This window comes from Pseudomonas flexibilis (assembly GCF_000802425.1).
Taxonomy (GTDB): Bacteria; Pseudomonadota; Gammaproteobacteria; order Pseudomonadales; family Pseudomonadaceae; genus Serpens; species Serpens flexibilis.
On the sequence record NZ_JRUD01000007.1, the window covers coordinates 43,115 to 68,081 of the forward strand.

Here is a 24,967-nt window from a genome sequence, read left to right on the forward strand (position 1 = left end):
AACCGAACAGGAGAGAGCAGAAGATGAAATTCAGTGAACAGTGGCTGCGCAGCTGGACCAACCCCGAAGTCGATCGCGACACGCTGGTGGCCAAGCTGTCTATGGTGGGCCTGGAAGTCGACAGCGTGACCCCGGTGGCTGGTGACTTCCATGGCGTGGTGGTGGGTGAGATTCTCAGTGCCGAGCAGCATCCCGATGCCGACAAGCTGCGCGTATGCCAGGTCAGCAACGGCAGCGAAACCTTCCAGGTGGTCTGCGGCGCACCCAATGCCCGTGCGGGCATCAAGATTCCCTTTGCCATGATCGGTGCCGAGCTGGGCGAGGACTTCAAGATCAAGAAGGCCAAGCTGCGCGGCGTGGAATCCTACGGCATGCTGTGCTCGGCCTCCGAGCTGAAGGTCAGCGAAGATAACAGCGGCCTGATGGAGCTGGCTGCCGATGCTCCGCTTGGCATGGATATCCGCGAGTATCTGGGCCTGGATGACGTGGTCATCGAGATCGGCCTGACCCCCAACCGTGGCGACTGCCTGTCGCTGGCCGGTTTGGCCCGGGAAGTAGGCGCCATCTACGGCAGCGACGTACAACCGGTGGCGATCCAGCCGGTGGTGCCCGTCCACGAGGAAACCCGCCCGGTGGAACTGCTGGCCCCGCAGGCCTGCCCGCGTTACCTGGGACGTGTCATTCGCAACGTCGACCTGAGTCGTCCGACGCCGCTGTGGATGGTCGAGCGCCTGCGCCGCTCCGATATTCGCAGCATCGATCCGGCCGTCGATGTCACCAACTACGTGATGCTGGAACTCGGCCAGCCCATGCACGCCTTCGATCTGGCCGAGATTCGCGGCGGCATCCGGGTGCGCATGGCGGAGCAGGGCGAGAAGCTGGTTCTGCTGGACGGCCAGGAAGCCACGCTGACGGCGGACACCCTGGTGATCGCCGACCACGAACGTCCGCTGGCCATTGCCGGTGTGATGGGCGGCGAACACAGCGGCGTGAGTGCGCAGACCCGAGATCTGTTCCTGGAATCGGCGTTCTTCGATCCGATCGCCCTGGCCGGCAAGGCGCGCGGTTATGGCCTGCACACCGATGCATCGCATCGCTTCGAGCGCGGCGTGGATTTCGAGCTGGCCCGTCAGGCCATGGAGCGCGCCACTACGTTGTTGCTGGAAATCGTCGGCGGTGAAGCCGGCCCGGTCGTCGAGGCCGTCAGCGAGGCCGATCTGCCCAAGCGTGACGCCGTTATCCTACGCAGCGACCGTATCGCGCAGATGCTGGGGCTTGAGCTGGAGCCTGCGCTGGTGGAGCGTCTGCTCGCCGCCCTGGGCCTGGCTGTGAGCGCCAAGGTAGAGGGTGTTTGGGAAGTACAGATCCCCAGTCATCGCTTCGATATCGCCCTGGAAGTCGACCTGATCGAAGAGCTTGGGCGCCTGTACGGTTACGACCGTTTGCCGGTTCGTTATCCGCAGGCGCGACTGGCACCTCAGGCGCGCGCAGAAGCGACAGCCGAGTTGCCCGCGTTGCGTCGCCTGTTGGTTGCTCGTGGCTATCAGGAGGCAATCACCTACAGCTTCATCGATCCCAAGCTGTTTGCCCAGTTCAACCCTGAGGCGACTCCGCTGGTATTGGCCAATCCGATTTCCGCCGACATGGCGGCGATGCGTGCCTCCCTCTGGCCGGGTCTGGTCAAGGCGGTCCTGCACAACCTCAATCGCCAGCAGAATCGGGTGCGTTTGTTCGAAAGCGGCCTGCGCTTTGTGGGTCAGCTCCCCCAGCTCCAGCAGGAGTCGATGCTAGCGGGTGTGATCACCGGTAATCGCCTCCCGGAATCCTGGAGCCATGGGCGCGAGAGCGTGGACTTCTATGACCTCAAGGGGGACGTGGAAGCGCTGCTGGCTGCTGCAGGCGATGCGGGGGCCTTCCGGTTCGTTGCCGGAGAGCATCCGGCCCTGCACCCGGGGCAGTGCGCGCGTATCGAGCGGGAAGGACGAACGGTCGGTTACATGGGCGCCATTCATCCGCAACTAGCCACGGAGCTGGGCATCGAGCAGCCGCTGTTCCTCTTCGAGCTGCACCTGGCCGAACTGGCAGTGGGCAAGCTGCCGGCATTCCGAGAGCTGTCACGCTTCCCTGAAGTGCGCCGCGACCTGGCATTGCTGGTTGATCGCGACACGCCAGCCGAGGAGGTTCTGGGTTGTATTCGAGAGTGCGCAGGGGATTACCTGACTGATCTCAAGCTGTTTGATGTCTATCAGGGCAAAGGCATTGATCCGTCTCGTAAAAGTCTGGCAGTCGGCTTGACCTGGCAGCATCCTTCGCGCACTCTTAACGACGATGAGGTGAGCGCTGCGACCCAAACCATCCTCACCTCGCTGGGAGATCGGTTCAACGCCACGTTAAGGATGTAGCGTATGGGGGCTCTGACGAAAGCTGAAATGGCTGAACGTCTGTATGAAGAGCTGGGCCTGAACAAGCGAGAAGCCAAGGAATTGGTCGAGCTGTTCTTTGAGGAAATTCGCCAGGCCCTGGAGCAGAACGAACAGGTCAAACTGTCCGGGTTCGGCAACTTCGATCTGCGCGACAAACGTCAGCGCCCCGGAAGAAATCCGAAGACGGGCGAAGAGATCCCCATCACGGCGCGCCGTGTGGTGACTTTCCGCCCGGGCCAGAAGCTCAAGGCAAGGGTTGAAACCTATGCCGGAAGCAAATCCTAAAGGCGGCACGGACGACCTGCCGCCCATCCCGGGCAAGCGCTACTTCACCATTGGCGAGGCCAGCGACCTCTGCGCCGTCAAGCCCCACGTCCTGCGCTACTGGGAACAAGAATTTTCCCAGCTCAGTCCGATGAAGCGGCGGGGTAACCGCCGCTACTACCAGCGTCATGATGTACTGGTCATCCGCCAGATTCGCTCCCTCCTCTACGACCAGGGCTTCACCATCAGCGGTGCTCGGCAGAAGCTGTCCGGCCAGGAAGCTATCGAAGACACTACACAAACACGACAGCTCATCCGGCAAACATTATGCGAGCTGGAAGACGTGTTGCGGATCCTGCGCAAGTGAGGGTCTCCTCGCAAAAAAAGCTTCCATTTATCAGATGGTTACTATATAGTGCGCACCACTTCCAGCGAGGCTGGTAGTGATGTCGGGGCGTAGCGCAGCCATGGTAGCGCACTTGCATGGGGTGCAAGGGGTCGAGTGTTCGAATCACTCCGTCCCGACCAAAAAAACTCCAAAAAATCCAGTCACTTAGCGGTGACTGGATTTTTTTATGGGCGATCAGAAAATTTCTGATAGCCAATTTCGGGCCTTCCGGTAGCCAATTGGCAGGCAATTAGCTGCGCGATGCTCCGCAGCGGGATCACAGGCTGCATTCGATAACGGTCGCAGTACTGGCGCAGGTGTCGGCTCGTCGCCCTTGTCCGCCACAACCACTTGCGATGCCGTACCGGTTTGCTGGTGATGGGGACGTCTGGGTCTTGTGCGCCAGGGAAGCCAGATCCGCGATCAGTTTCCAAGGCGGCATCGGGGCGGTCGCAACGCTTTGCCCATGAGTGCCTCCAGCCTTTCATTGCGTCGACTCACCCGTTCGGACCTTTCTTACAGAGCCTTGCTTTGCGGCTCACGGTAGTCTTTCCAGACGATGAGATGCGGGCTGTCGTATGGTGGAGTGAGCCTATGTGAGGCATCCGGCAGTAACCTATGGCATGCCCGTTCTTAATCCGCCCATCAAGGAGATGTTTATGTCCGTTATCGCAATTACTGGAAGCGCTTCAGGCATCGGCGCCGCGCTCAAGGAGCTGCTGGCCCGCGCCGGCCATACTGTGATTGGCATTGACCGGGGCCAGGCTGATATCGAGGCGGATCTGTCTACCCCAGGCGGGCGAGAAACGGCCGTCGCCGCTGTGCTGGACCGTTGTGGTGGCGTGCTCGATGGGCTGGTTTGCTGCGCCGGCGTCGGCGTAACCGCTGCAAACAGTGGCCTGGTCGTTGCGGTCAACTACTTTGGCGTCAGTGCCCTGCTGGACGGTCTGGCCGAGGCGCTATCGCGAGGACAGCAGCCGGCTGCGGTGATCGTCGGTTCCATTGCGGCGACTCAGCCTGGGGCCGCCGAGCTGCCGATGGTTGAGGCGATGCTGGACGGCGATGAGGCCCGTGCGATCGAGCTGGCAGAGCAGCAGGGCCAGACGCATTTGGCTTATGCCGGTTCCAAGTATGCGGTGACCTGCTTGGCTCGACGTAACGTGGTTGACTGGGCTGGACGCGGCGTACGCTTGAACGTGGTCGCGCCAGGTGCGGTGGAGACGCCACTGCTGCAGGCTTCGAAGGCCGATCCGCGTTATGGGGAGTCGACGCGTCGTTTCGTGGCGCCGCTGGGTCGTGGCAGCGAACCCCGAGAGGTGGCGGAGGCGATCGCCTTTCTCCTTGGGCCTCAGGCGAGCTTCATCCACGGCAGCGTACTGTTCGTCGACGGCGGCATGGACGCACTGATGCGCGCCAAGACCTTCTGAGCCTTCACCGCTGCGACGACATTCGAAAGACGCCTGGCTTGCCGGGCGTTGCTGCGCCAGGTGACCGCCTCCTTCAATCCGAGCAGGCCACCAGCGGCGCCCCGGCAGACGGTCTGAGCACGGGCGCCGGCGCGTGATAGGCACCGGAATGGTACAGCGTCAGCAGCAAGCCCATAGGCACCAGCAGGAAAACGCTGATGAACAGGATGGCGTAGCGCAGCGAGTCGTTGCCGAACGCGCCGCCGAGTGCGTCGCTCAGCAGGCCGACCGCAAGCGGGCCGAGACCGATGCCAAGCAGTGTGGAGAAAACCGTCTGCAGGGCGATCGCCGTCGCGCGCTGCCAGGGGCTGACCAACTGGGTCAGCAGATTGAAGGACGCCGCCACCCACCAGATGCTGAAAAAACCGCTGAGCGCTGCCCAGAGCATGGCTGTTGGCACCGGCAGGCCTGCGACGGTCAACCATGTCGCCTGCGGCCAGAGTAGATAGAGCACCATGCCAGCCAGCCCGAGCAGATGCCCGAGCAGCGGGATGCGTAGCAGCCAGGCGCGATTCACGCTGCTGAGGCGGTCGGTCAACCAGCCGCTGAATACACCGCCAAAGGCCATGCTGGCACCGCTGACCACGCCGGCGAGGATGCCGGCATGCTGTAGTGATAGCGCATGACTGCGCACGAGAAAGCTGGTGTTCCACATGGCAAAGGCGTAGGCGCTGAAGGTGGTCAGCGCACTGGCGCTCATCAGGATCAGGTAGGGCCGGTTGCGCAGCAACGTCATAGCCGCTTGCCGTAAGGTTTCTCCCGGATCCGGCTGATCGGCGACGCCGTCCCAGCGCCCCCGCTGGGGCTCGCGCACCAGGAAACCGAAGACCAGCGACAGGAACAACAGCGGAATGGCGATCAGCACGAATCCGGTGCGCCAGCCATGAACATCCACGAGCCAGGCACCATGCTCAGGCCGACGATGGCAGACAGGGTGGGCGCACCGGTGAAACAGCTGATCGCCAGCGAGCGATTCCGAACCGGGTAGAGATCGGCGATCAGTGAAAGGGATGTTGGAGTAACGGGGGCCTCGGTGGCCGCCACCAGCATCCGCACCAGCGCCAGCATGAGAAAGCCGGTGGCCATGCCGCAGAGGAGGGTGGCCAGCGCCCAGAGCGCCGCGGTGATGGCCAGGACCCGCATCCGCGAATGGCGATCCGCCAGGCGACCGGCCGGCAGGCCGAGCAGGGCATAGACGGCGGCGAACGACAGGCCGGATACCAGCCCCATGGCCGTGTCGCTGACGCCGAATTCCAGTTTGATGGGTTCGATCATCACCGACATGATCTGTCGACCGATGAAGCTGCTGGCATAGGCCACCACCAGCAGCGCCAGCACGCCATGCGTGCGCCAGCCGAGGCGCGCCTCCGCTGTGGTGGCAGTCGTCATGTTTGGCTCCGAGACGCGAGAGGATTTGACTCAGGCGTTAGCCCTGCGTTGCTTGAGCAGCGTCAGCGCGGTGTCCTCGATCATGTCCTCCTGGCCACCCACCATGCCGCGGCGCCCCATCTCCACGAGGATCTCGCGCGCCGAGACGCCGTACTTCTTCTCGGCGCGCTTGGCGAACAGCAGGAACGAGCCATAGACCCCGGCGTAGCCCATGGTCAGCGCGTCGCGGTCGCTGCGGATGGGGAAGTCCATGATCGGCACCACCAGGTCCTCGGCGACGTCCTGAATGCCGAACACGCTGACGCCGGTCTCGATGCCCATGCGGTCACACACCGCCACCAGCACTTCCATTGGCGTGTTGCCGGCACCCGCCCCAAGGCCGGCGCAGGCGGCATCGATACGCGTGGCCCCTGCCTCGATCGCGGCAATGGAATTGGCCACGCCCATCGACAGGTTGTGATGGCCGTGAAAGCCGATCTCGGTCTCCGGATTCAGTGCGGCGCGCAGTACGGCGACCCGGGCGCGGACATCCTCGGGCAGCAGATAACCGGCCGAGTCGGTGATGTAGATACAGTTGGCGCCGTAGCTCTCCATCAGCAGGCCCTGGGCGGCGAGACCTTCAGGGCTGTTCATGTGCGCCATCATCAGAAAGCCCACCGTGTCCATGCCCAGGTGACGGGCGTGGTTGATGTGCTGTTCTGAAACATCCGCCTCGGTGCAGTGGGTTGCCACACGGATGGTGGAAACCCCAAGTTCATGGGCCATCTTCAGATGGTCGACCGTGCCGATACCCGGCAGCAGCAGTGCCGATACCCGGGCGTTCTTCATCAGCGGAATGACGGCCGAGAGGTATTCCTCGTCGCTGTGCGCGGGGAAGCCATAGTTGACCGAGCTGCCGCCCAGGCCGTCGCCGTGGGTGACTTCGATCAGTGGCACGCCGGCCGCATCCAGGCCCTGGGCAATGCTTTTCATCTGCTCCAGGCTGATCTGGTGCCGCTTGGGGTGCATGCCGTCGCGCAGGCACATGTCGTGTACGGTAATTTTCTTGCCGCGAAGGTCCATGGCGAACTCCTTAAACCTCGGTCTGCTTGAGCAGTTCTTCGGCGAACATCTCGGCGGTGCGGGCCGAGGCTGCGGTCATGATGTCGAGGTTGCCGGCGTACTTGGGCAAATAGTCGCCGAGGCCCTCGACCTCCATGAAGATGGATACACGCTTGCCATCGAACACCGGCCCGTTGACCAACTGGTAGCCCGGCACGTACTTCTGCACCTCGGCGATCATGGCGTGGATCGATTCGGTAATGGCCGCTTCGTCTGGCGTGTCTTCGACCAGGCAGTGCACGGTGTCACGCATGATCAGCGGCGGCTCGGCCGGGTTGATGACGATGATCGCCTTGCCCTTCTTCGCCCCGCCCACATGTTCCACCGCGCCAGCGGTGGTGCGGGTGAACTCGTCGATGTTCTTGCGCGTACCCGGGCCAACCGACTTGGACGCGGCGGTGGCGATGATCTCCGCATATTTCACGGGCTGCACACGCGACACCGCGGCGACCAGCGGAATGGTGGCCTGACCGCCGCAGGTGACCATGTTGACGTTCTTCACACCGGCCCGCAGGTTGTCCTTGAGGTTCACCGGGGGCACGCAATAGGGCCCGATGGCCGCCGGTGTCAGGTCGATCATCAGCACGCCCAGCGCGTTCAGCTTGCGGCTGTTCTCGGCATGCACATAGGCAGAGGTGGCATCGAAGGCGATCCGAATGTCATCGGCTTCGACGTGCGCCAGCAGGCCGTCGACCCCGTCGGCGGTGACCTTCAGGCCCATTTCCTCAGCGCGCTTGAGGCCCTCGGAAGTCGGGTCGATGCCCACCATCCAGACCGGCTCGAGCACCTCGCTGCGCATGAGCTTGTACAACAGGTCGGTGCCAATGTTGCCGGGCCCGATCAGGGCGCAGCGGATCTTCTTGCTCATGGTTCGTCTCCTTGACGAATCGGGTTCAGTCGACGAAGTGCAGGCTCGCGGCGCCGATGCCGCTGATGGTCATGTGGATGCGGTCGCCGGCGCCCACCGGCACCAGCGGGGCGAGGGCGCCGGAGCCGAGGGCGACGGCCCGGTCTACCAGCTTCGCGAGTGGTATCAGCAGTTCTTCATGGACGAGGCGGATGTCCCGGCGAGCTTTGCCGAGCGTCGCGAGATCGTGACGGTCGACCAGCGCAAATGAACGATGAAGCTGTGCCGGGCGCGGGCGTGGAACCGCACTAGGCAGGCAAGACGCTTACCCTGAGCATCGCAAACGGGATCGCCTGGATGACCTTCATCCAGGCCGATACCCTCAATGCGCTCAGCCCTGCGATGGCACAGGAATTCCTGCAAGCCTGCGAGTCGCTATCTGGACAAGACGAACTCAAGGCGCTCGTCCTGCAGGGCAGTGGGAAAGCCTTCATGGCGGGCGGCGACCTGCACGCCCTGCGTCAGGATCCGGAGGCGACCGTTGCGGCGATCATTCCACCGATGAATCAGGCCGTGCTTTTGCTCCAGGCCATGCCGATCGTGATCATTGCGCGTCTGCATGGGGCCGTTGCGGGCGCCGGGCTAAGCCTGGCGTGTCTGGCGGATATTTCTATCGCGGCGGCAGAAACCCGTTTCGTCTATGCCTATTCGGACATTGCGACGACCTGCGATCTGGGGCTTTCCTGGCATGTTGTCCGCAGGCTTGGATTGAGCCGTGCGATAGAGATCGCGTTGTGGAATCGTGGCTTCGATGCAAGGCAGGCGGCCGATTGGGGGTTGGTGAACCATGTGGTCGAACGACCGCGACTGGACGAATTTGTACAGGCTTTGATCTATAGGTTATCGGCGATGCCTACGCATGTAATACGAGCTACGAAAGCGCTGCTCTTACATGCTCAATCGGCGTCATTGAAAGAGCAGCTAGATCTGGAACACTCGATGTTCTTGGACTGCGCGACGCGGCCGATTTTTTCGGCCTCGATCGATCGGTTCTTTGAGAAGCGTCGGTAGACCTTCTCTATATCCAAATTTCGTGTTCCTCCTTTGCAGACCATGCCGGTGCGGCGGCCGGCATACAGGCACCGTTAATGAAAATCCCGACTCCGCACATCCAGCCCCGTCAGTAGCGGGGTGAGATCCGTCAGTCGGCCGGCGATGACGTGGCGGATGCCATTCGCCGCTTCCAGATGGCCGTCGATGCGCAGCATCTGCGACTGCACCAGGACCCGGCGTTGGCGTTCGGCCAGGTCGTGCCAGACGATCACATTGATCAGTCCGAACTCGTCCTCCAGGGTCACGAAGATCACGCCGCTGGCGGTTTGCGGGCGCTGGCGGCCGATGACCAGGCCGGCGACGCTGAGCGGGCGGCCGGGTTCGGCGTCGCGCAGTTCGCGCGAGCTGCGACAGCGCATGCTCTCGAGCTGGCGGCGCAGCAGCGCCAGCGGATGCGGACCGAGGGTGGTGCCCAGGGTCGCGTAGTCGGTGAACAGTTCCTCGCTGACTGTGGGCGGCGGCAGGCTCGCCGGGGGGTCATCGCGGGCCGTCAGGCCGGCGAACAGCGGCAACTGGGGTTCGGCGCCGGCCACCGCCCAGCGCGCCCGGTGGCGATGGCCGGCGAGGCCGCGCAAGGCACCGGCATCGGCCAGATGCTCGCGGGCGCGGGCGTCCAGGCCTGCACGCAGCACCAGGTCTTCGACACAGGCGAACGGACGCGCCGCCTCGATCCGCTGCGCATCGGCCTGGCGAAAGCCGCGAATCATCCGCAGTCCCAGGCGGATCGCCGGCTGCGGGCCACCGCCATCCTCCAGGGCGCAATCCCAACCGCTGTGGCGCACATCGACCGGGCGCACCTCGATGCCATGCCGGCGTGCGTCCTGCAGCACCTGGTCGGGGCTGTAGAAACCCATCGGCCAACTGTTCACCAGGGCGCAGGCAAAGGCGGCCGGTTCATGGCACTTCAGCCAGCTGCTGGCATAGCTGAGCAGCGCAAAGCTGGCCGCGTGGGACTCAGGGAAGCCATAGCTGCCGAAGCCCTTGATCTGCTCGAAGATGCGCGCGATGAACTCGGGTGTGTACTGCTTGGCGAGCATCCGCGACGTCAGGCGCTCGCGGTGTTTTTCCAGGCCGCCGTGGCGTTTCCAGGCGGCCATGCTGCGGCGCAGTTCGTCGGCCTCGCCCGGGGTGTAGTCGGCGGCGACCATCGCCAGCTCCATGACCTGTTCCTGGAACAGCGGCACGCCGAGGGTGCGCTCGAAGACCGGCACCAGTTCGTCGGACGGGTAGAGTACCGGTTCCTCGCCGTTGCGCCGGCGCAGGTAGGGATGGACCATGTCGCCCTGGATCGGCCCGGGGCGCACGATAGCCACCTGGATCACCAGGTCGTAGAAGGTCTGCGGGCGCAGGCGCGGCAGCATGGCCATCTGCGCCCGCGACTCGATCTGGAACACGCCGATGGTGTCGGCGCGGCTGATCATGGCGTAGGTCGCCGGGTCTTCCTGAGGCAGGCTGGCCAGGGTCCAGCGCGTGCCGCGATAGTGCTCGATCAGGTCGAAGCAGCGGCGCAGCGCGCTGAGCATGCCCAGTGCCAGCACATCGACCTTGAGCAGGCCGACCAGGTCCAGGTCGTCCTTGTCCCACTGGATCACCGTCCGTTCGGCCATGCTGGCGTTCTCCACCGGCACCAGGCTGGCCAGCGGCTCCTGGGAGATGACGAAGCCGCCGGGATGCTGCGACAGGTGCCGGGGGAAGCCGATCAGCTCGCCGGTCAGCGCCAGCACCCGGCGTAATAGCGGATTCTCCGGGTCGAAGCCGGCCTCGAGCAGGCGTACGGCGGCCGGTGGCCGGTCGCTCCAGCGGCCACAGCAGTCGGCCAGGGCGCTCACCTGATCCGGCGGCAGGCCGAGAGCCTTGGCCACGTCGCGCACCGCGCCGGCGCCATGGTAAGTGCTGACCACCGCGGTGAGCGCGGCGCGCTCGCGGCCGTAGCGGCGAAAGATGTACTGGATGACTTCCTCGCGGCGCTCGTGCTCGAAATCGACGTCGATGTCCGGCGGCTCGTTGCGCTCGCGGGACAGGAAGCGTTCGAACAGCAGCTTGCTGCGCGACGGATCCAGTTCGGTGATGCCTAGCGCGAAGCACACCGTCGAGTTGGCCGCCGAGCCACGCCCCTGGCAGAGAATGCCCCGCTCGCGGGCCCAGCGGACGATGTCATGGACGGTGAGAAAGTAGCTCTCGTACTTGAGTTCGGCGATCAGCTCAAGCTCATGGTCGATCAACCCCTGTACCTTGTCCGGCACCCCGTCTGGCCAGCGTGCGCGGGCGCCGAGCTCCACCAGTTCGCACAGCCAGCCAGTGGCGTCGTAGCCCGGGGGAACCAGTTCCTGCGGGTACTGGTAGCGCAACTGATCCAGGTCGAAGGTGCAGCGTTCGGCGATGCGCAGCGTCTCGGCCAGCAGCTCGGGCGGGTAGAGCTCGGCCAGCTCCTCGCGGCGGCGCAGGTGGCGCTCGCCATTGGGAAACAGGTGGACGCCGGCCTCGCTGACCGGCAGGTGATGGCGGATGGCGGTCATGCAGTCCTGCAGGGCGCGGCGCCCGCGGGCGTGCATGTGCACGTCGCCGCAGGCCACCGCCGGCAGGCCGTAGGCGCGGGCGATCGCCAGCAGGTGCTTTAACCGTGCGGCATCGTCCGGGCCCCGGTGCAGTTCGATGCCCAGCCACAGCCGTTGCGGGAACCGCGTGAGCAGCCAGGCGGCCTGGTCGGCGTCATGCTCCGCCAGCCAGATGGCCAGCAGCCCGTCGAGCGGCGCGTCGAAGTCCTCATGCAGCAGGCGATAGCGGCCCTTGTCGGCGCGGCGCCTGGCCTGGGTGATCAATCGACAGAGTGTCTGGTAGCCGGCCAGGTTCTCGGCCAGCAAGACCAGTTTCGGACCGTCCTCGATGCGCATCTCGCTGCCGACGATCAGCGGCAGCGCGTGTTCCTTGGCCGCCTGCCAGGCGCGCACGATGCCGGCCAGGCTGCATTCGTCGGTGATCGCCAGGGCGCGGTAGCCGAGACGTGAAGCGCGCTCGAACAGCTCCGCGGCGCTGGAGGCGCCACGCTGGAAGCTGAAGTGCGACAGGCAGTGCAGTTCGGCGTAGGCGCTCATGCGAACCAGCCGTGCAGCAGCAGCGGCCCGTCATTGCCGACGGTCCTGAAGGCCCAGCCGCGCTGGCCGGCGCGGGTTTCGACCCGATAGTAGTCGCGGCGCACGTCGCCGCCGTCCCACCAGCCGGACTCGATACGCTCCGGGCCGGCCTGCACCTGCACGCTGCCTTCGCGCAGCGGTTGCGGCTCGGCCAGCAGCCAGCCGGGACGGGGACCGCAGGGCGGCAGTGCCACGTCGGCAGACTGGCTGCTCCAGGCCTGCTCGGGACGATGGTCGGCGCGGGCGCCGAGGCCCTGCACAGCGTCGTCGCCCAGGCGGGCGCGCAAGCGCTCGCGTAGCTGTTCCCAGGGCAGCGACTGTTGCGGGCGTTCCTCGAACAACCGTTGGTGTTCCGGCACGAAGGGCGGCAGGTCCCGGGCGACCAGACGCACCGCCAGCACCGGCTCCGGCAGTTGCTGCTGCTCCAGGCGGCCCCGGGTCAGCTCGAAGAGCATGGCGGCCTCGCGCTCGGCGCTCAGCAGGCCGACCGGCACCTGACTGGCGGGGCGGTTGCGGTGTTCCAGATACAGGACGAAACGCTGCACGCCGCTGTCGCGCCCCGCCAGGTAGGTGGCCAGGTCGGCGGTCAGCCGGCGCAGCGGGAAGAGCAGCGCCTGGTGCGACTCGACCTCGAAGTTCAGTTCGATGCGCGCCTCGAACCGATCCGGCGGTCGGTAGAAGGCCAGGGCCAGCGGGCGCTGGCCGAGCAGCGTATCCAACTGACTCAGCACCTCGGCCGGAAAGCGTTTGGCCAGGCCGTCGCGGGGCAGGGCGAGCAGCTGCGCCAGGTTGCGCACGCCCATGCGGGCAAAGGCGCTGGACGCCTCGCGGGAGAAGCCGAGGCGCTCCACCGGCAACGGAGCCAGCGCCTGATGCAGCGTTTCGTCGCCCACCGCCAATCCATCATGGGCATTGGCCAGCACCCGCGCGGCGGCGGGATTGGGCGCCACGGTGATGCGGTGCTGGAAGCCCAGGGCGGTCAGTTCCTCGCGCAGACGCGCCTCGAAGCGCGGCCACGGGCCGAATAGGCCGAGGGAGGACTGCACCTCCAGCAGCAGGCAGCGCGGATAGTGCAGGCTTACCTGGGCGCTGAAGCGGTAGCCCCAGGCGGCCAGCAGCTGCTGCCAGCGCTCGATGGCCGCCGGATCGTATTCGGCAGTGGCGAAGTGCTGGCTGAGCGCCTGGGCGGCGGTGAGCGACTGGCCAGGCTTCAGGCCCAGGGCGCGCGCCGCCGGGTTGACCGCCTGCAGTCGGCGCCGTTGCGCCGTGCCGGCCAGCAGAACCAGCGGCGCGTCCGCGTCGCTCCGTTGGCGCAGCACGCCATCCATGGCCAGTTGCGGAAAGAGGATGCAGGCCCAGCGCATGACGGTCTCAGTGCCCGCCGCCGCTGGCCAAGGCGGCTGTGGCGATCGGCCGGGCCGGGGCCAGGCCGCCGCGACACTTGAGGACGCGCACCTCGCGGGCGTCCACCGCCAGGCGCAGGGCGGCGGGTGAGGGATTGGCGGCTTCCTGCAGCGGACGGTAGGCGAAGGCCAGGGTCTGGCCGGTTTCGGCGGCGACCTGCAGGCGCCGCAGGGCGCGGTCGTCGGCCTGTTTCGGCCAGCACAGCACGGCACCGCAGCAGCCCGAACGCAGGCACTGCTCGGCGGCCCATAGGGCGTCGCGGCCAGTTGCCCGCACGATGCTCAGGTGGCGCAGGTCGACGCCGGCGGCCAGCCAGGCGTGCGGATAGGGGATATGGGGTGGATCGACCAGCACGACCCGCTCGGCGGATGCGGTGAGGCGCGCCAGGGTCGGCCACAGCAGGCGCAGCTCGCCGATGCCGATGGCCGCGCTGAGGATCTCGCTCAGCGCGGCATCCGGCCAGCCGCCGCCGGGCAGGGCGGCGTCCAGCGCGGCATGTCCGGTCGGCTGGCTGGCGGAAGGCGGGACGACGGCCTGACCGCGCCAGACACGGCGCGTATCGAGCAGGCGGTCGAGGGCGACAACGGATGACATGCGCGATCACTCGAATACTGTATATGAGTACAGTATTCGGTCAGTGCCCCGCGCGGGTCAAGTCAGGGCGATAAATGCCCAACCGTCCGCTCAGCGCATCGCCAGCATCCCTTTGAAATCCGGCCACCAGCGCGGGTGCAGCACCGAATAGGCAAGGGCGTAGGCCAGGGTGCCGACGCAGATGTCCGCCAGCCAGTGGGTGTAGCCGCCCAGGGTGCTGTGGGCCGAGAAATACAGCACGGCGAGGCTCATCAGCAGGGTGGCGAGCAGGCTGCGGTAGTTGCCCTGCAGCCAGTCGGCTGCACCGAAACCGATGCTGCGGCGCAGCGCGGCGACATGGATCGGCACGATCAGCAGGGTGCGCGCCAGCATGGCCAGCCCGCCAGCCAGGGCGCCCAGCGGTTCACCGAGCAGGCCGAGCAGGGCCAGCGTCAGCAGGGTAGTGACGACTTCGGCGCGCACCACGGTCTGGATGCGGCTCACTGCCACCAGCAGGCTCTGCGCATGCAGGGCGGTATTGGCCAGCGCCGCCATCACCGCCAGTACCTGCAGGGTCGGTACGGCGGCCAGCCACTGGGCGCCGAACACCAGCAGCACCAGATCCTCGGCGGTGAGCGCCAGGCCGATATAGCAGGGCGTGAGCAGGAAGCCGGTCAGGCTACTTACGGCGCCGAACAGCGACCACAGGCGTGCCGGCTGCTCGGCGCGCCGGGCGAACGCCGGCAGCGCATAACTGGCCAGCCCGTTGTAGAGCGCCGTGCGCGGCAGTTCGATGATGCGCAGGGCGAAATTGAACTGGCCCACCGCCTGCACGCCCACGGTGAGTCCCAGCACCACGCTGGCCCCGCGCTGCAGCAGTTGCCCGCACAGGGTATTGATCGCGATGGGCAGGCCGGCCACGAGCACGCCGGCCAGCCAGGGCCGATCAAACGCAAGCGGCAGGCGGCGCGGGTCGTTGCGCATCAGCATCAGCAGGGATACCAGCTCCATGATCAGCGCCTGCACGATCAGCGCCCAGGCGCCGCCGCCCTGCAGCGCAACCAGGATGCCGCCCAAGGCGCCGAGCACCTTGCCCAGCAGGGTGCGCGAGGCGAGCAGGCGGAAGTTGCCGCTGCGGCGCATCTCCGCCACGTAGATGCGCGCCATTAGGGTCGCCAGCACCTTGGATGCCGCCACCAGCACCATGGCGCGCACGGCCGTATCGTCGCTGACCATCAGGCCGCCCAGACCGATCACCCCCAGCGAACCCAGCCCGACCACCACGCAGGCCCAGAAGGCAGTGGCGCGCTGGCGGTGCGAGACCTGTTGCTGTCGCACCAGCGGGTCTTCGATCAGCGCGCCGAACAGGATGCCCACCAGCTCGACGATGACGATGATCAGCATGCCGACGCCCAATTCCTCCGGGGTCAGCAGGTGGGCGAAGACGAAGAAGGACAGCATGGACAACAGGATCAGCCCGAATTTCTCCGAGAAGATCCAGGCCAGGCGAGCCAGGCGTTCCCGGATCACCGTGCACGTTCCGGCATGCGCCAGCGGGTTGCGCGGGCATAGGCGTAGCGCAGTGCGGGCTTGCCATGCGCGGTCAGCAGAGCGCGCCAGGAAATGCGCAGCATCTGTTCGAACACCTGAATGACCCGGTGCTGTTGTCCCTGGCGCGAGAAAGCTTCGAGGAATTCCGTCTGGTTGGCGAGAATGAAATCCGTGCGCTCGCGTGGGCTCATCTGCGCGCCGTAATGTTCCAGGTAAAGCTCGACGAAGCGCAACTTGTGAGGGTAGTGGCGCTCTGGCTGGGCGGTGATGTTGTCGGGACCGACCAGGCGGTGATAGAGCACCTCCTGCACCGTATGGATTTCCGCCCGCTCGGCCACCTGGGTCCACAGCCAGCGGTCCTCGGCGAAGCGGAGGCGCGCGTCGAAGCCGCCGAAGCGAGTGGCCAGCTCACGCTCCATCAACACCGAGGAGGGACAGTTGATGACGTTGCGCTGCTGGAAATCGCGGAAATGCCAGCCGGCCTTGCACCAGGCGAAAGGGATCTGCCGGCCATCGGCGAACAGGTTCATGCCGAAGCAATCGACCAGACCGATACGCCGGCCCGCCGCGCTGAGTCGTTTGAAGCATTCCAGCTGTTTTTCCAGTTTGGTGGGCAGCCAGTAGTCATCGGCGTCCAGGAAGGCCAGCAGGTGATCACTGGCTTGGAAAATGCCGCGATTGCGCGCCGCGGCCGGGCCCTGGTTCGTCTGGCGGATCAGGGTGAGCGGAAAGGGAGCGCGATAGCGCTCCACCCGCTCCGGGCCAGCGTCGGTGGAGCCGTCGTCCACCACGATGACCCGGTCCGGCCGCCGGGTCTGGGCTGCCAGGGAGTCCAGCGCCTGGTCGATGGTGTCGTCGGCGTTGTAGAGGGGGATGATCACGCACACCGAGTAGTCGTTCATGCCGAAGGCCTTCCGTAGATACCGGATTCCACGCCGGCGCGGCTTGTCGCTGCGGCCCGGGCGGGGCGCAGGGACAGGGCCAGCACACAAAACACCAGGAACTCCCCGGTGCGGTGGTTGGGCACCACATACGCCACGTAGTTGGAAAGGATGAACACGCCGATGATGACCAGCGCGCTGGCGTGCTGGGCCACTGCGCTGCGCTGCTGCAGGGCGTTGAAATGCTTGTACAGGGTGGCGGCGAACAGCAGCACCAGCGCGACCAGATGAACCAGTCCGCCATTGAGCAGGGTTTCCAGATAGCCGCTATGGGCATTGCCGATATAGCCCCAGCGGCGCAGGAAGAAATCCGCCGCCGAGCTGGCCCAGAAGGCGCCGAAGCCATAGCCGCGCAGCAGCTCTTCCTCGATGGATGGGGCCAGCAGCGCCCAGATCTGCGTGCGATCGGTCAGCGAGCTGTCGCGGCCGAGCAGGTCGAGGAAGATATGGTAATTGGCATACAGCGTCAGGCAGATCAGCAGGTAGACCAGGGTGCTGGTCACCAGTACCGAGCGCGAACGATGCAGGCGCAGGCGGATCAGCGTCAGGAAGTACCAGTAGCTGGCCACGCCGGCGCAGACCAGTACCAGGCCGGTTGCCGAGCGTCCGAGGGCGATGGCCACCAGGGCGAAGAAGCCGGCGAGCAGCGCCCAGCGGTTGCGCCGGCGGATGGCCGGCAGCAGCAGCAGGATGGCGACGGCGTTGATGCGTGCGGCGGCATTCTTCTCGCCGAACACGCCGCGAAAGGCTCCGGCCCGCGCGCCGTCGCTGTAGAACACCAGCTCGGGGGAAACCAGGGCGAACGCCAGGCCGAGCAAGGACAGGAAGCCGATGGTGCAGCCGATGAGCAGCGCCAGGCGTTCCAGGGGGTAGTTGTAGACGGCGAAGCCGGCGAAGAACACCACGCCCAGCAGCGCCACGAAGCGCCGGAAACTCAGCCCCGGTTCGTAGGACCAGAACACCGAGAGCAGCAGGCAGCCGAGGAACAGCAGCAGCACCAGATTGTCCCGGTAGACGCTTCGGCGCTGAAAGATCCGCTGGCGGATGAACAGCCAGGCCGGCACCAGCAGGGTGATCAATCCGCAGATCTGGTTGACCGGATTGCCTTCCAGCTCCCGGTCCATGCTCAGGCCGCGTCGCCCGATCACCAGGGCGATCAGGAAGTCGAACGCCTTCAGGTAGAACAGCAGCCCGAACATGAGAAAGGCGAAACGCAGGCTGGAGTAGCGCACCTCGAGGGTCTTCATGCCTGGTCCTCCGGCAGCAGCACCCGCAGATAGCTGCGCGCTGCCGCACTGCGGGTGAAACGGGCCGCGGCCTGTTGCCGGAGGCTGCGCTCCGCCTCGGGGTTGCTGGCCAGAACCTGCGCCACCGTGCGCGCCAGGGTCTTGGCATCCTCCACGGGGACCAGGGGCGCGACGAGTCCCCGATCCAGGATCTCCTCCGGCCCGTAGGGGCAGTCCGTGGCCACCACGGGCACGCCGGTCGCCAGGGCCTCCACCAGGGCGTTGGGACTGCCCTCGAAGCGGGACGCGAGCACGAAGCAGTCGGCGGCGGCGATCTCTGCCTGCGGGTCGACGCAGTAGCCGGGCAGGTCGAGGCGCCCGGCGAGGCCCAGCCGGCGGGCCTGCTGCTCCAGCGCTGCGCGCTGCGGGCCTTCGCCGAAAATCACCAGGCGCACGTCTTCCGGCAGGCGCGTCAGGGCGTCGAGAAGAATGTCGAACCCCTTCTGCGGCGCCAGGCGACCCACGGCCACCAGCACGCGCCCCGCTTTGTGGCGCAGCCACGGATGACGCGGGTTGGGCAGCGGGTGGATCAGGTAGTCGTCGTCCAGCACCGGGTTGTCGGCGGTGACCAGATTACGCGGTCGCAACGCCGGATGGCGCAGCAGATCCTGCGCCACGCCGTGCGACACGCAGATCACCGGATTGGGAATCAGCCGATACAGCCAGGGCGCCAGGGCGTAGGCGGCGCGCACGCTGCGGGCGGGATTGACGCAGCGATCTCGGGAGAAGGCATTGCGCTCGCTGACATGCAGGCGCGCCAGCGTGCCGGATAGCAGGGCGGCGCCGATGGCCAGCACGTTCACATGGGTCAGTGCGGCGAGCATGGCATCGTAGCGCTCGCGGCGCAGGAAGCGCGCCAGGGCGGGCAGCGCGCGGGCGGTGCGCGGGCTCTCCAGGCACACCCGGCGCACACCGGGGGCTAGCAGCGCCTCGTGGATGCCGCCTTCGGTGAGGGTCAGCACTGTCACCCGGTACTCCGCGCACAGGCTGCTGGCCAGCCGGGCAAGCATCTTCTCGGCGCCGCCGCCGTGCAGGTTGTGCAGGATGAACAGGATGCGCCGGCTCACCGGTTCCACACCCGGTAGTAGGCCTGGGCGGCCTGGCGGCCGTGGAAGCGGCGCACGCTCGTGTCACCGGCGGGCGGCGTCCACTCCAGCCCGCGCCGCAGCCCCTCGGCCAGGGCGTGGGGATCGTCCGGGGGCACCAGCACGCCGAGGCGCCCGTTTTGCAGCAACTCGCGCGGGCCGGTTTCGCAGTCGCTGGCCACCACCGGCACCTGCAAGGCGAGGGCCTCGATCAGCGCGGTGGGCATGCCTTCGTGGCGCGAGCTGAGCACGAACAGCCGGGCGCCGCGAAACAGCGGGTAGGGATTGCGCAGAAAGCCGGTGAACCACACCCGGGAGGCGATGCCCAGGCGCGCCGCCAGGGCCAGCAGAGCGTCTTTCTCGGGCCCCGCGCCGACGATGACCAGCGCCGGCAGTGACGCTTGCCGGCTGGCCAGGACATAGGCTTCGAGCAGCACATCGAAGCCCTTTTCCGGCGCCAGGCGGCCCACCGCCAGCAGGTAGCTTTCCGGCACGGGGCAGGGTGGCGGCTGGTTGGCCAGTTCCTGCAGCTCGTCGCCGATCACCGCGTTCGGGCAGTTGTGCAGGCGCTCCCGGCGCCAGAGCAGGCGCCGCGACAGCGCCCCGGCGAGCGGTTCGGACACCGCCACCGCGCGCCCGCCGCCGAGCAGGTACAGGGAGTAGAGCCAGCCCAGCAGGCGCGGGCCGAGCCGCTGACCGGTGCATTCCAGCGTGGCGTGGCGGCTGTAGATCACCCGGCAGTCGGTGCCCCGCGTGGCCAGCCAGGCGCACAGGTTGGCCTGTTCCTTGGCGGCGATCAGGTGGGTGGCGCCCTGGCGGAGCACCCGGCGCAGGCGCAGGCAGGCGCCGGGCACGCTGCCCGCGCCGCCGACGGTGGGCCAGTCGGGCACGGGGTCGCCGTTCATCACGAAGAAGCCGACCTCGTGGCCGTCGCGCGTGAACTGCGCGGCCAGCCGGCGATGCACCTGTTCGATGCCGCCGTCCATGGGAAAGTCCTTATGAATGAACAGGATGCGCATTGTTCTTGCGAGCGGGGGTGATGTGTATTTCCAGCCGTCGGCGCACCAGCAGGTAGTTCAGGCGCAGGAAATTGGCCGGGTAGACCAGCAGGTAACGCAGGATGGTGTGCGGCTCCCGGTACATCCGGTACAGGGCGCGCAGGTTGAGACGGTTGATCAGCGACGGGTAGTAGGCGCCCTGGGCCATGGCTTCCTGGCGGATGAAGGCGCCGCAGGAAAAGGCCACGCCGGCGAACCCCCGGCGCTTGACCTGACGGATGAAGTCCTCCTGGCGGCCGGCGCCCAGCCCGACGATGAGAATGTCGCAACGGCTGTCGAGCACCGCCTGCACCACCTTGTCCGTCTCGTCGCGGCGGAAGTAGCCGTGTTCGCGCCCGGCGATGATCAGTTGCGGATAGCGCGCCTTCATCTTGCGGATGAAGCCGCCCAGCTCGCGGGGCGTGGCGCCGAGCAGGAACACCCGCTTGCGGTGCTGCTCGGCGTGCAGGAACACCACCGGGGCGATGGAGGTGAAGTCGAAACTCACCCGACTGATGTGCTGGCCAGTGAGCCGCGACAGGAAATTGGACATCAGCATGCCATCGCAGAAGTAGTGCAGGCTTTCCTGGGGATCCTGGCTGGCGTTCTGGAGGAGGTGGCCAATCGAGGCGAAGTTGATGAAGGAAAACGCCTGGTCGCTGTTGAACAGCTGTTCCGAGAAGCTTTCCATGACTGCCACACGGATCATCGGCATGTGCAATCTCCACGCATTCCCATGCTCAGTAGATGTCCCTGGACAGCAGGGTGAAGGGCGTCTTGCAGAGAATCTTCAGGTCCAGCCAGAACGACCAGCGGTTGATGTAGGCCAGGTCGGCGGCGACCCGCTGCTGCATCTTCTCCAGCGTCTCGGTTTCGCCGCGGTGGCCGTTGACCTGGGCGAGGCCGGTGATGCCCGGCTTGATGCGGTGGCGGGCCATGTAGGCCTGGATGCGCTCGCCGTAGTAGAGGTTGTGCAGCACGGCGTGGGGGCGGGGACCCACCAGGGCCATGTCGCCGCGCAGCACGTTGTACAGCTGCGGCAACTCGTCCAGCGAGGTGCGCCGCAGCAATCGCCCGACCGGCGTGACCCGTGGATCATGCCGGCTGGCCTGGCGCACCTGATCGTCCGGATGCTGGTACATGGTGCGGAACTTCCAGATTTCGATGATCCGGCCGTTCCAGCCGTGGCGCTGCTGGCGGAACAGCACCGGGCCCGGCGAGGACAGTTTCACCGCCACGGCGATGGTCAGCAGCAGCGGGGCGAGGGGTACCAGCGCCAGGGCCGCCAGGCAGCGCTCCATCAGCGTCTTGGCCAGGCTGGCGGCCGGATGGGAGCTGGCCAGGGTTTCGTTGAGGTATAGCGCCGGCAGCGGGCCGATGGCCGAATAGGACGGATTGAGCAGCGGCAGGTGTGCCAGATCCGGCACCCAGATCACATCCACCGGCAGGTTCAGCAATTCCCCATACAGCCCTTCGAGACGCCCCTGTAGTTCCCGGGGCAAGGCTAGGTAGACGCGGCGAATGCCTTCCCGCTCGATGATCTCGGCCAGCTCGTCCAGGGTGCCCAGCAGGCGCAGACCAGACAGCGGCGAATCGCTTGCATCGCAGGCCACCAGCCCGCGCAGGGTGACCTGCCGGTTGCGCAACTGGTCGGCCAGCGCCTGGGCCGCCGGGCCGCTGCCGATGATCACGGCGCGCCGCTCGCGGCGCAGGCGGCGGGTCACGCGGCGAAAAACGCCATACAGCAGGGCCTGGCTGGACATCTGGATGAACAGGCCAAGGATCAGCCAGTCGCGCAGGAAGGCTGCGGAGAAGTCGTCAAGCTGGCCAACCAGCTCGAGCAGCGCCAGCAGCCCGCCGGTCAGCAGCAGCCAGGCGACCATGAGCCTGCCAAGGCCCTGCGGCAGGTCGTGTCGTTTGTGGTAGACCTGCAGCAGGCTGTAGCAGTACGGCGAACCGAGGAGGGTGAGGGCGCCCAGCAGCCGATATTCCTCGGAGAATTTCCCGGCGTGCACCTCGGTGAGTTGCCAGAGCAGCAACTGCAGTACCAGCATGGCGGTTGTCCACTGGCTCCAGAACGTCAGCCCGCGTCGGTTAACGACCGGCACGCCGGGCTGGCCGATATCCAGGGGCAGGGGATGCGGGGTATCCATGCCGGGCCGGGTGATCGGACGGGCAGTCGAATGACACTCTTGCATGGCCATCAGCCGCGCGATGCCTGTGACAAGGGGGCAGACAGGTAGCCGTAGCTTTCGTAGGGCTTGCCGTAGCGCCCCGCCTTGGCTAGGTCGTACTGGTTGAGCACCACGCCGATCACCGGGGCCTTGTTGCGCAGCAGGCGGCCGATGCCTTTCTGCACCAGCGGAATCGGCGTGCTTTCCGCATGAATCACGTAGATCAGCGCGTTGCTCAGCTTGGCCAGCAACAGCGCATCACTGACCACCTGGCTGGGCGGCGAGTCGATGATGATGCGCTGGTAGCGGGAGGTGAGCGCATTGAGGATGCGCGCCAGGCGCGGGGATGACAGCAGCTCCTGGGGATTGGACGGTACGCTGCCGGCCGGCAGCATGGCCAGCTTGCCCACGGTGCGCACGCAGTCCTCGAGCCGGCCATGGCCGGCGATCAGGTCAGCCAGGCCGGGGCCCTTCTCGGGCAGGGTGAAGCTGCGCGCCAGGGTCGGGTTGCGCAGGTCGGCCTCGATGAGCAGCACCCGCTCGATGTGCGACATGGAGAAGGCCAGGTTCACCGCCACGGTACTCTTGCCTTCGTTGGCCAGGGTCGAGGTGACCAGCACGATCTGCCGGGGGCGGTCGATGTCCGACAGCACCAGGCCGGTGCGCAGGGTACGGATGGCCTCGCAGAAGCGCTTGTCCTCGTTGAGACGGAACAGGTGGGCGAGCCGGTTGCGGCTCTTGCGTGTCACCAGCGGCACCACGCCCAGCAGCGGCACGTTGATCCGCGCCTCGACGTCCTCGCTGGTACGGAAGGTGTCGTCTAGCGCCTCGCGCAGGAAGGCCAGGCCCATGCCCAGCACCCCGGCGGCCAGCGCGGCGATCCCCAGGATCAGGCCTTTCTGCGGCTTGCTGGGCTGGATCGGCACCATGGCGCGGTCCACCACCTGGGCGTTGGCGGAGTTGATGTCCGAGGTGGCGGCGGTCTCCTTGAGGCGCGCCAGGAAGGTTTCGTACAGCACCCGGTTGCTGTCCACCTCGCGCTGCAGCTCGCGCAGGCGAAATTCCTTGCGGGAAATGTCCTGGATCTGGGTCTTGTTGAGATCGAAGGACTGGCGCAGGGACTGCTCGTTGGCCTCGGCCAGCTGATAGTTGCGCTCGATGCCGGCCACCACCTGCTGTACCTGGGTGTGCAGGCTGGCAGTCGCGGCATTCAGTTCGGTGTGGGCGGCGATCATCGCCGGGTGCTTGGGGCCGTAGCGCCGCGAAAGTTCATCCACCTTGGCCTGGGCGCGCGCGCGTTCGGCCTTGAACTGCTGGATCAGTGGATGGCCAAGCACCGCCGGCACACTGGCCAGGCGCTCCAGGTCGCCGTTGAGCGCCTGCACCTGGCGGTACTGGCTCTGCGCCTCGGCGCGTTCGCGGCGGGCATCGATCATCTTGCTGCCGGTCAGGGTCAGCTCGTTGGCACTGATGGTGGACACGCCGTCCAGGTCGACCAACCCTTCAGCTTCGCGGTAGCCCTGCAGCCGGTTCTCTGCCGCGCGCAGGTTCTCCTGCAGTTCCAGCAGCCGCTTGTTCATCCAGTCGGCGGCGGACAGCGAGCGCGTCATGTTGCTGTCCAGCTGGCTGGTGATGAATCCATCGGCCAGCGCGTTGGCGGCGTTCGCCGCCAGCTGCGGGTCCGGCAGCTCGACGTTCACCGCGATCAGCTGGCTCTTGCCGACATAGTGGGCGCTGATCGCCGGGCCGAGGGCCCGAACCACCTCGCGGACCCGTGCCGCTTCGTCCGGCTGCTCCGGCTCTTCGGGCATCAGCCAGTCGGGCAGCCAGGCGCGCCAATCGATCCAGGGCTCGCTGGGCGCTTCCGGTGCAAACAGCGGGTGCCGAGTCAGGTCGAGCTCTTTTACCACCCGTTCGGCCAGTGCCCGCGAGTGCAGCAGGCCCAGCTGGGTCTGCAGGTACTCGCTGGTGTTCACGCCAGGTTCGAAGAGCTGTTGAAAGGCCAGCACCTGCGGGTTGCGGTCGGCAATCACCAGGGTGGCAGTGGCCTTGTACTGGGGTGTGACCCATTGCAGGACGAGCAGGGTGGCGACGCAAGCCACCAGGATCAGGCCGACGATCATCCACTTGGCGCGCCACAGGATGTTCCACAGCTTCATCAGGTCCAGGGTGTCCTCGTCTTCACCGGGGCCGAGGGCGGGCGAGGGCAGGCGCGCAGCATCATAGGGCGGGAGCGTGTTCATCAGAAGAACCCCTGAGCGATGGTGATGGTGTCGCCGGGCAGGATCGGCGTGTCCAGGGCAGGGCGTTCACGCTCCCGTCGGTCGCCGTCGCCTCGCACGATGGTGACCCGCTTGAGCGAGGCGCGCTCGGTCAGGCCGCCGGCCAGGGCTATGGCGCGGTTCAGGGTCAGGCCCGGCTGGTAGGGGTAGCCCCCGGGCTTCTGTACTTCGCCGCTGATGTAGAACTCCCGGTAGGCGACCACGCTGACCGTCACCCGCGGATTGACCAGGTAGCCGTCGCGCAGGCGCTCGCTCAGTTGCTGTTCGATCTGTCCCGCGGTTCGCCCGCCGGCATGCACTTCGCCCACGAAGGGGTAGGAGAAGGTGCCCGCATCGTTGAGGCGAATTTCCTCGAAGCTGAGGTCGGGCTCGCCGAACACGCTGATGCGGATGATGTCGCCCGAGGCCAGCCGGTAACTGCTGCCTTGCTCGACCTGGGCGATGCCCGGGGGAATGAACAACAGGGTGAGCAGGATCGCTAGCAGGACTCTCGACATCGGGGCGGGCTCCAT

At 66.4% G+C, this 24,967-nt stretch carries 21 protein-coding genes, 1 tRNA gene and 2 pseudogenes; 7 read left to right on the top strand and 17 right to left on the bottom strand.

Translation table 11 applies throughout. The features are described 5' to 3' along the window. The first annotated feature begins 23 nt into the window (after positions 1-23). The 5 genes from pheT to SF06_RS05420 all read left to right on the top strand — a co-directional run bounded on the left by pheT (position 24) and on the right by SF06_RS05420 (position 4,502). The gene (gene pheT / locus SF06_RS05400) at positions 24-2,402 is read left to right on the top strand and encodes a phenylalanine--tRNA ligase subunit beta (protein ID WP_039560248.1); all 2,379 of its coding nucleotides are present in this window, start codon (positions 24-26) and stop codon (positions 2,400-2,402) included. Between the two features lie 3 nt (positions 2,403-2,405). Then, the gene (ihfA, locus tag SF06_RS05405; protein WP_027591532.1) at positions 2,406-2,708 is read left to right on the top strand and encodes an integration host factor subunit alpha; all 303 of its coding nucleotides are present in this window, start codon (positions 2,406-2,408) and stop codon (positions 2,706-2,708) included. Then, positions 2,689-3,054: a MerR family transcriptional regulator gene (locus tag SF06_RS05410; protein WP_027591531.1), complete on the top strand. Its 366-nt coding sequence runs from the start codon at positions 2,689-2,691 to the stop codon at positions 3,052-3,054. Before ihfA ends, SF06_RS05410 begins: the two co-directional genes overlap by 20 nt. A gap of 83 nt (positions 3,055-3,137) precedes the next feature. Continuing rightward, positions 3,138-3,215 (top strand) — tRNA-Pro (locus SF06_RS05415). Between the two features lie 519 nt (positions 3,216-3,734). Further along, on the top strand, positions 3,735-4,502 hold the full coding sequence (locus tag SF06_RS05420) for a 3-alpha-hydroxysteroid 3-dehydrogenase (RefSeq protein ID WP_039560249.1): 768 nt from the start codon (positions 3,735-3,737) through the stop codon (positions 4,500-4,502). Between the two features lie 73 nt (positions 4,503-4,575). Here SF06_RS05420 and SF06_RS17930 read toward each other — a convergent pair whose 3' ends face one another. The 5 genes and pseudogenes from SF06_RS17930 to SF06_RS18950 form a co-directional block, all read right to left on the bottom strand. Next, complete coding sequence (locus SF06_RS17930; protein ID WP_076380813.1) at positions 4,576-5,436, bottom strand: MFS transporter; 861 nt, start codon at positions 5,434-5,436, stop codon at positions 4,576-4,578. After that, positions 5,400-5,930 carry an MFS transporter gene (locus SF06_RS18825; protein WP_065365667.1) on the bottom strand — a complete coding sequence of 177 codons (531 nt, stop codon included), beginning with the start codon at positions 5,928-5,930 and terminating at the stop codon, positions 5,400-5,402. The genes SF06_RS17930 and SF06_RS18825 overlap by 37 nt, the downstream gene beginning before the upstream one ends. 30 nt (positions 5,931-5,960) lie before the next feature. Next, positions 5,961-6,992 (bottom strand): 4-hydroxy-2-oxovalerate aldolase, encoded by a 1,032-nt coding sequence (gene dmpG, locus SF06_RS05430; RefSeq protein ID WP_039560250.1) that lies wholly within the window; start codon positions 6,990-6,992, stop codon positions 5,961-5,963. Between the two features lie 10 nt (positions 6,993-7,002). Further along, positions 7,003-7,899 (bottom strand): acetaldehyde dehydrogenase (acetylating), encoded by an 897-nt coding sequence (locus SF06_RS05435; protein WP_039560251.1) that lies wholly within the window; start codon positions 7,897-7,899, stop codon positions 7,003-7,005. Positions 7,900-7,924: 25 nt separating this feature from the next. Beyond that, positions 7,925-8,023 (bottom strand): annotated as a pseudogene (locus SF06_RS18950) (2-oxopent-4-enoate hydratase); the annotation flags it as partial. Between SF06_RS18950 and SF06_RS18870 the strand changes: the two are divergent. Together SF06_RS18870 and SF06_RS05445 are read left to right on the top strand one after the other, a co-directional pair. Next, positions 8,021-8,149, top strand: a pseudogene (locus SF06_RS18870) (3-ketosteroid-9-alpha-hydroxylase); the annotation flags it as partial. The pseudogenes SF06_RS18950 and SF06_RS18870 overlap by 3 nt on opposite strands. Before the next feature lie 77 nt (positions 8,150-8,226). Continuing rightward, the gene (locus SF06_RS05445; protein ID WP_267882105.1) at positions 8,227-8,949 is read left to right on the top strand and encodes an enoyl-CoA hydratase/isomerase family protein; all 723 of its coding nucleotides are present in this window, start codon (positions 8,227-8,229) and stop codon (positions 8,947-8,949) included. Between the two features lie 74 nt (positions 8,950-9,023). Here SF06_RS05445 and SF06_RS05450 read toward each other — a convergent pair whose 3' ends face one another. From SF06_RS05450 to SF06_RS05505, 12 genes are all read right to left on the bottom strand, one after another. After that, positions 9,024-12,083: an error-prone DNA polymerase gene (locus SF06_RS05450; protein WP_039560254.1), complete on the bottom strand. Its 3,060-nt coding sequence runs from the start codon at positions 12,081-12,083 to the stop codon at positions 9,024-9,026. Continuing rightward, positions 12,080-13,486 (bottom strand): Y-family DNA polymerase, encoded by a 1,407-nt coding sequence (locus tag SF06_RS05455; protein WP_039560255.1) that lies wholly within the window; start codon positions 13,484-13,486, stop codon positions 12,080-12,082. Before SF06_RS05455 ends, SF06_RS05450 begins: the two co-directional genes overlap by 4 nt. 7 nt (positions 13,487-13,493) lie before the next feature. After that, a complete protein-coding gene (gene imuA / locus SF06_RS05460; RefSeq protein ID WP_039560256.1) occupies positions 13,494-14,120 on the bottom strand; it encodes a translesion DNA synthesis-associated protein ImuA in 627 nt (208 codons plus the stop codon). Positions 14,121-14,210: 90 nt separating this feature from the next. Continuing rightward, positions 14,211-15,629 carry an oligosaccharide flippase family protein gene (locus SF06_RS05465; protein ID WP_039560257.1) on the bottom strand — a complete coding sequence of 473 codons (1,419 nt, stop codon included), beginning with the start codon at positions 15,627-15,629 and terminating at the stop codon, positions 14,211-14,213. Then, positions 15,626-16,552, bottom strand: coding sequence for a glycosyltransferase family 2 protein (locus SF06_RS05470; RefSeq protein ID WP_039560258.1), 927 nt, complete (start codon positions 16,550-16,552; stop codon positions 15,626-15,628). The genes SF06_RS05465 and SF06_RS05470 overlap by 4 nt, the downstream gene beginning before the upstream one ends. Beyond that, positions 16,549-17,838: an O-antigen ligase family protein gene (locus SF06_RS05475; RefSeq protein ID WP_052199722.1), complete on the bottom strand. Its 1,290-nt coding sequence runs from the start codon at positions 17,836-17,838 to the stop codon at positions 16,549-16,551. Before SF06_RS05475 ends, SF06_RS05470 begins: the two co-directional genes overlap by 4 nt. Further along, on the bottom strand, positions 17,835-18,944 hold the full coding sequence (locus SF06_RS05480; RefSeq protein WP_039560259.1) for a glycosyltransferase: 1,110 nt from the start codon (positions 18,942-18,944) through the stop codon (positions 17,835-17,837). The genes SF06_RS05475 and SF06_RS05480 overlap by 4 nt, the downstream gene beginning before the upstream one ends. Beyond that, complete coding sequence (locus SF06_RS05485) at positions 18,941-19,948, bottom strand: glycosyltransferase (protein WP_234703306.1); 1,008 nt, start codon at positions 19,946-19,948, stop codon at positions 18,941-18,943. Before SF06_RS05485 ends, SF06_RS05480 begins: the two co-directional genes overlap by 4 nt. Positions 19,949-19,958: 10 nt before the next feature. Then, positions 19,959-20,714 (bottom strand): WecB/TagA/CpsF family glycosyltransferase, encoded by a 756-nt coding sequence (locus SF06_RS05490; protein WP_234703307.1) that lies wholly within the window; start codon positions 20,712-20,714, stop codon positions 19,959-19,961. Positions 20,715-20,739: 25 nt separating this feature from the next. Further along, positions 20,740-22,053 (bottom strand): undecaprenyl-phosphate glucose phosphotransferase, encoded by a 1,314-nt coding sequence (locus tag SF06_RS05495; RefSeq protein ID WP_139326688.1) that lies wholly within the window; start codon positions 22,051-22,053, stop codon positions 20,740-20,742. Between the two features lie 149 nt (positions 22,054-22,202). Further along, positions 22,203-24,416, bottom strand: coding sequence for a GumC family protein (locus SF06_RS05500; RefSeq protein ID WP_051587403.1), 2,214 nt, complete (start codon positions 24,414-24,416; stop codon positions 22,203-22,205). Next, positions 24,416-24,952, bottom strand: coding sequence for a polysaccharide biosynthesis/export family protein (locus tag SF06_RS05505; RefSeq protein WP_037008769.1), 537 nt, complete (start codon positions 24,950-24,952; stop codon positions 24,416-24,418). Before SF06_RS05505 ends, SF06_RS05500 begins: the two co-directional genes overlap by 1 nt. Positions 24,953-24,967 lie beyond the last annotated feature (15 nt).

Coding starts and splice junctions, on each gene's coding strand:
- SF06_RS05495 (WP_139326688.1), bottom strand. CDS start 22,053: ATGCTGGTACTGCAGTTGCTGCTCTGGCAACTCACCGAGGTGCACGCC.
- SF06_RS05490 (WP_234703307.1), bottom strand. CDS start 20,714: ATGCCGATGATCCGTGTGGCAGTCATGGAAAGCTTCTCGGAACAGCTG.
- dmpG (WP_039560250.1), bottom strand. CDS start 6,992: ATGGACCTTCGCGGCAAGAAAATTACCGTACACGACATGTGCCTGCGC.
- SF06_RS18825 (WP_065365667.1), bottom strand. CDS start 5,930: ATGACGACTGCCACCACAGCGGAGGCGCGCCTCGGCTGGCGCACGCAT.
- SF06_RS05450 (WP_039560254.1), bottom strand. CDS start 12,083: ATGAGCGCCTACGCCGAACTGCACTGCCTGTCGCACTTCAGCTTCCAG.
- pheT (WP_039560248.1), top strand. CDS start 24: ATGAAATTCAGTGAACAGTGGCTGCGCAGCTGGACCAACCCCGAAGTC.
- SF06_RS05435 (WP_039560251.1), bottom strand. CDS start 7,899: ATGAGCAAGAAGATCCGCTGCGCCCTGATCGGGCCCGGCAACATTGGC.
- imuA (WP_039560256.1), bottom strand. CDS start 14,120: ATGTCATCCGTTGTCGCCCTCGACCGCCTGCTCGATACGCGCCGTGTC.
- SF06_RS05485 (WP_234703306.1), bottom strand. CDS start 19,948: ATGGACGGCGGCATCGAACAGGTGCATCGCCGGCTGGCCGCGCAGTTC.
- SF06_RS05475 (WP_052199722.1), bottom strand. CDS start 17,838: ATGAAGACCCTCGAGGTGCGCTACTCCAGCCTGCGTTTCGCCTTTCTC.
- SF06_RS05410 (WP_027591531.1), top strand. CDS start 2,689: ATGCCGGAAGCAAATCCTAAAGGCGGCACGGACGACCTGCCGCCCATC.
- ihfA (WP_027591532.1), top strand. CDS start 2,406: ATGGGGGCTCTGACGAAAGCTGAAATGGCTGAACGTCTGTATGAAGAG.
- SF06_RS05505 (WP_037008769.1), bottom strand. CDS start 24,952: ATGTCGAGAGTCCTGCTAGCGATCCTGCTCACCCTGTTGTTCATTCCC.
- SF06_RS05470 (WP_039560258.1), bottom strand. CDS start 16,552: ATGAACGACTACTCGGTGTGCGTGATCATCCCCCTCTACAACGCCGAC.
- SF06_RS05500 (WP_051587403.1), bottom strand. CDS start 24,416: ATGAACACGCTCCCGCCCTATGATGCTGCGCGCCTGCCCTCGCCCGCC.
- SF06_RS05455 (WP_039560255.1), bottom strand. CDS start 13,486: ATGCGCTGGGCCTGCATCCTCTTTCCGCAACTGGCCATGGATGGCGTG.
- SF06_RS05420 (WP_039560249.1), top strand. CDS start 3,735: ATGTCCGTTATCGCAATTACTGGAAGCGCTTCAGGCATCGGCGCCGCG.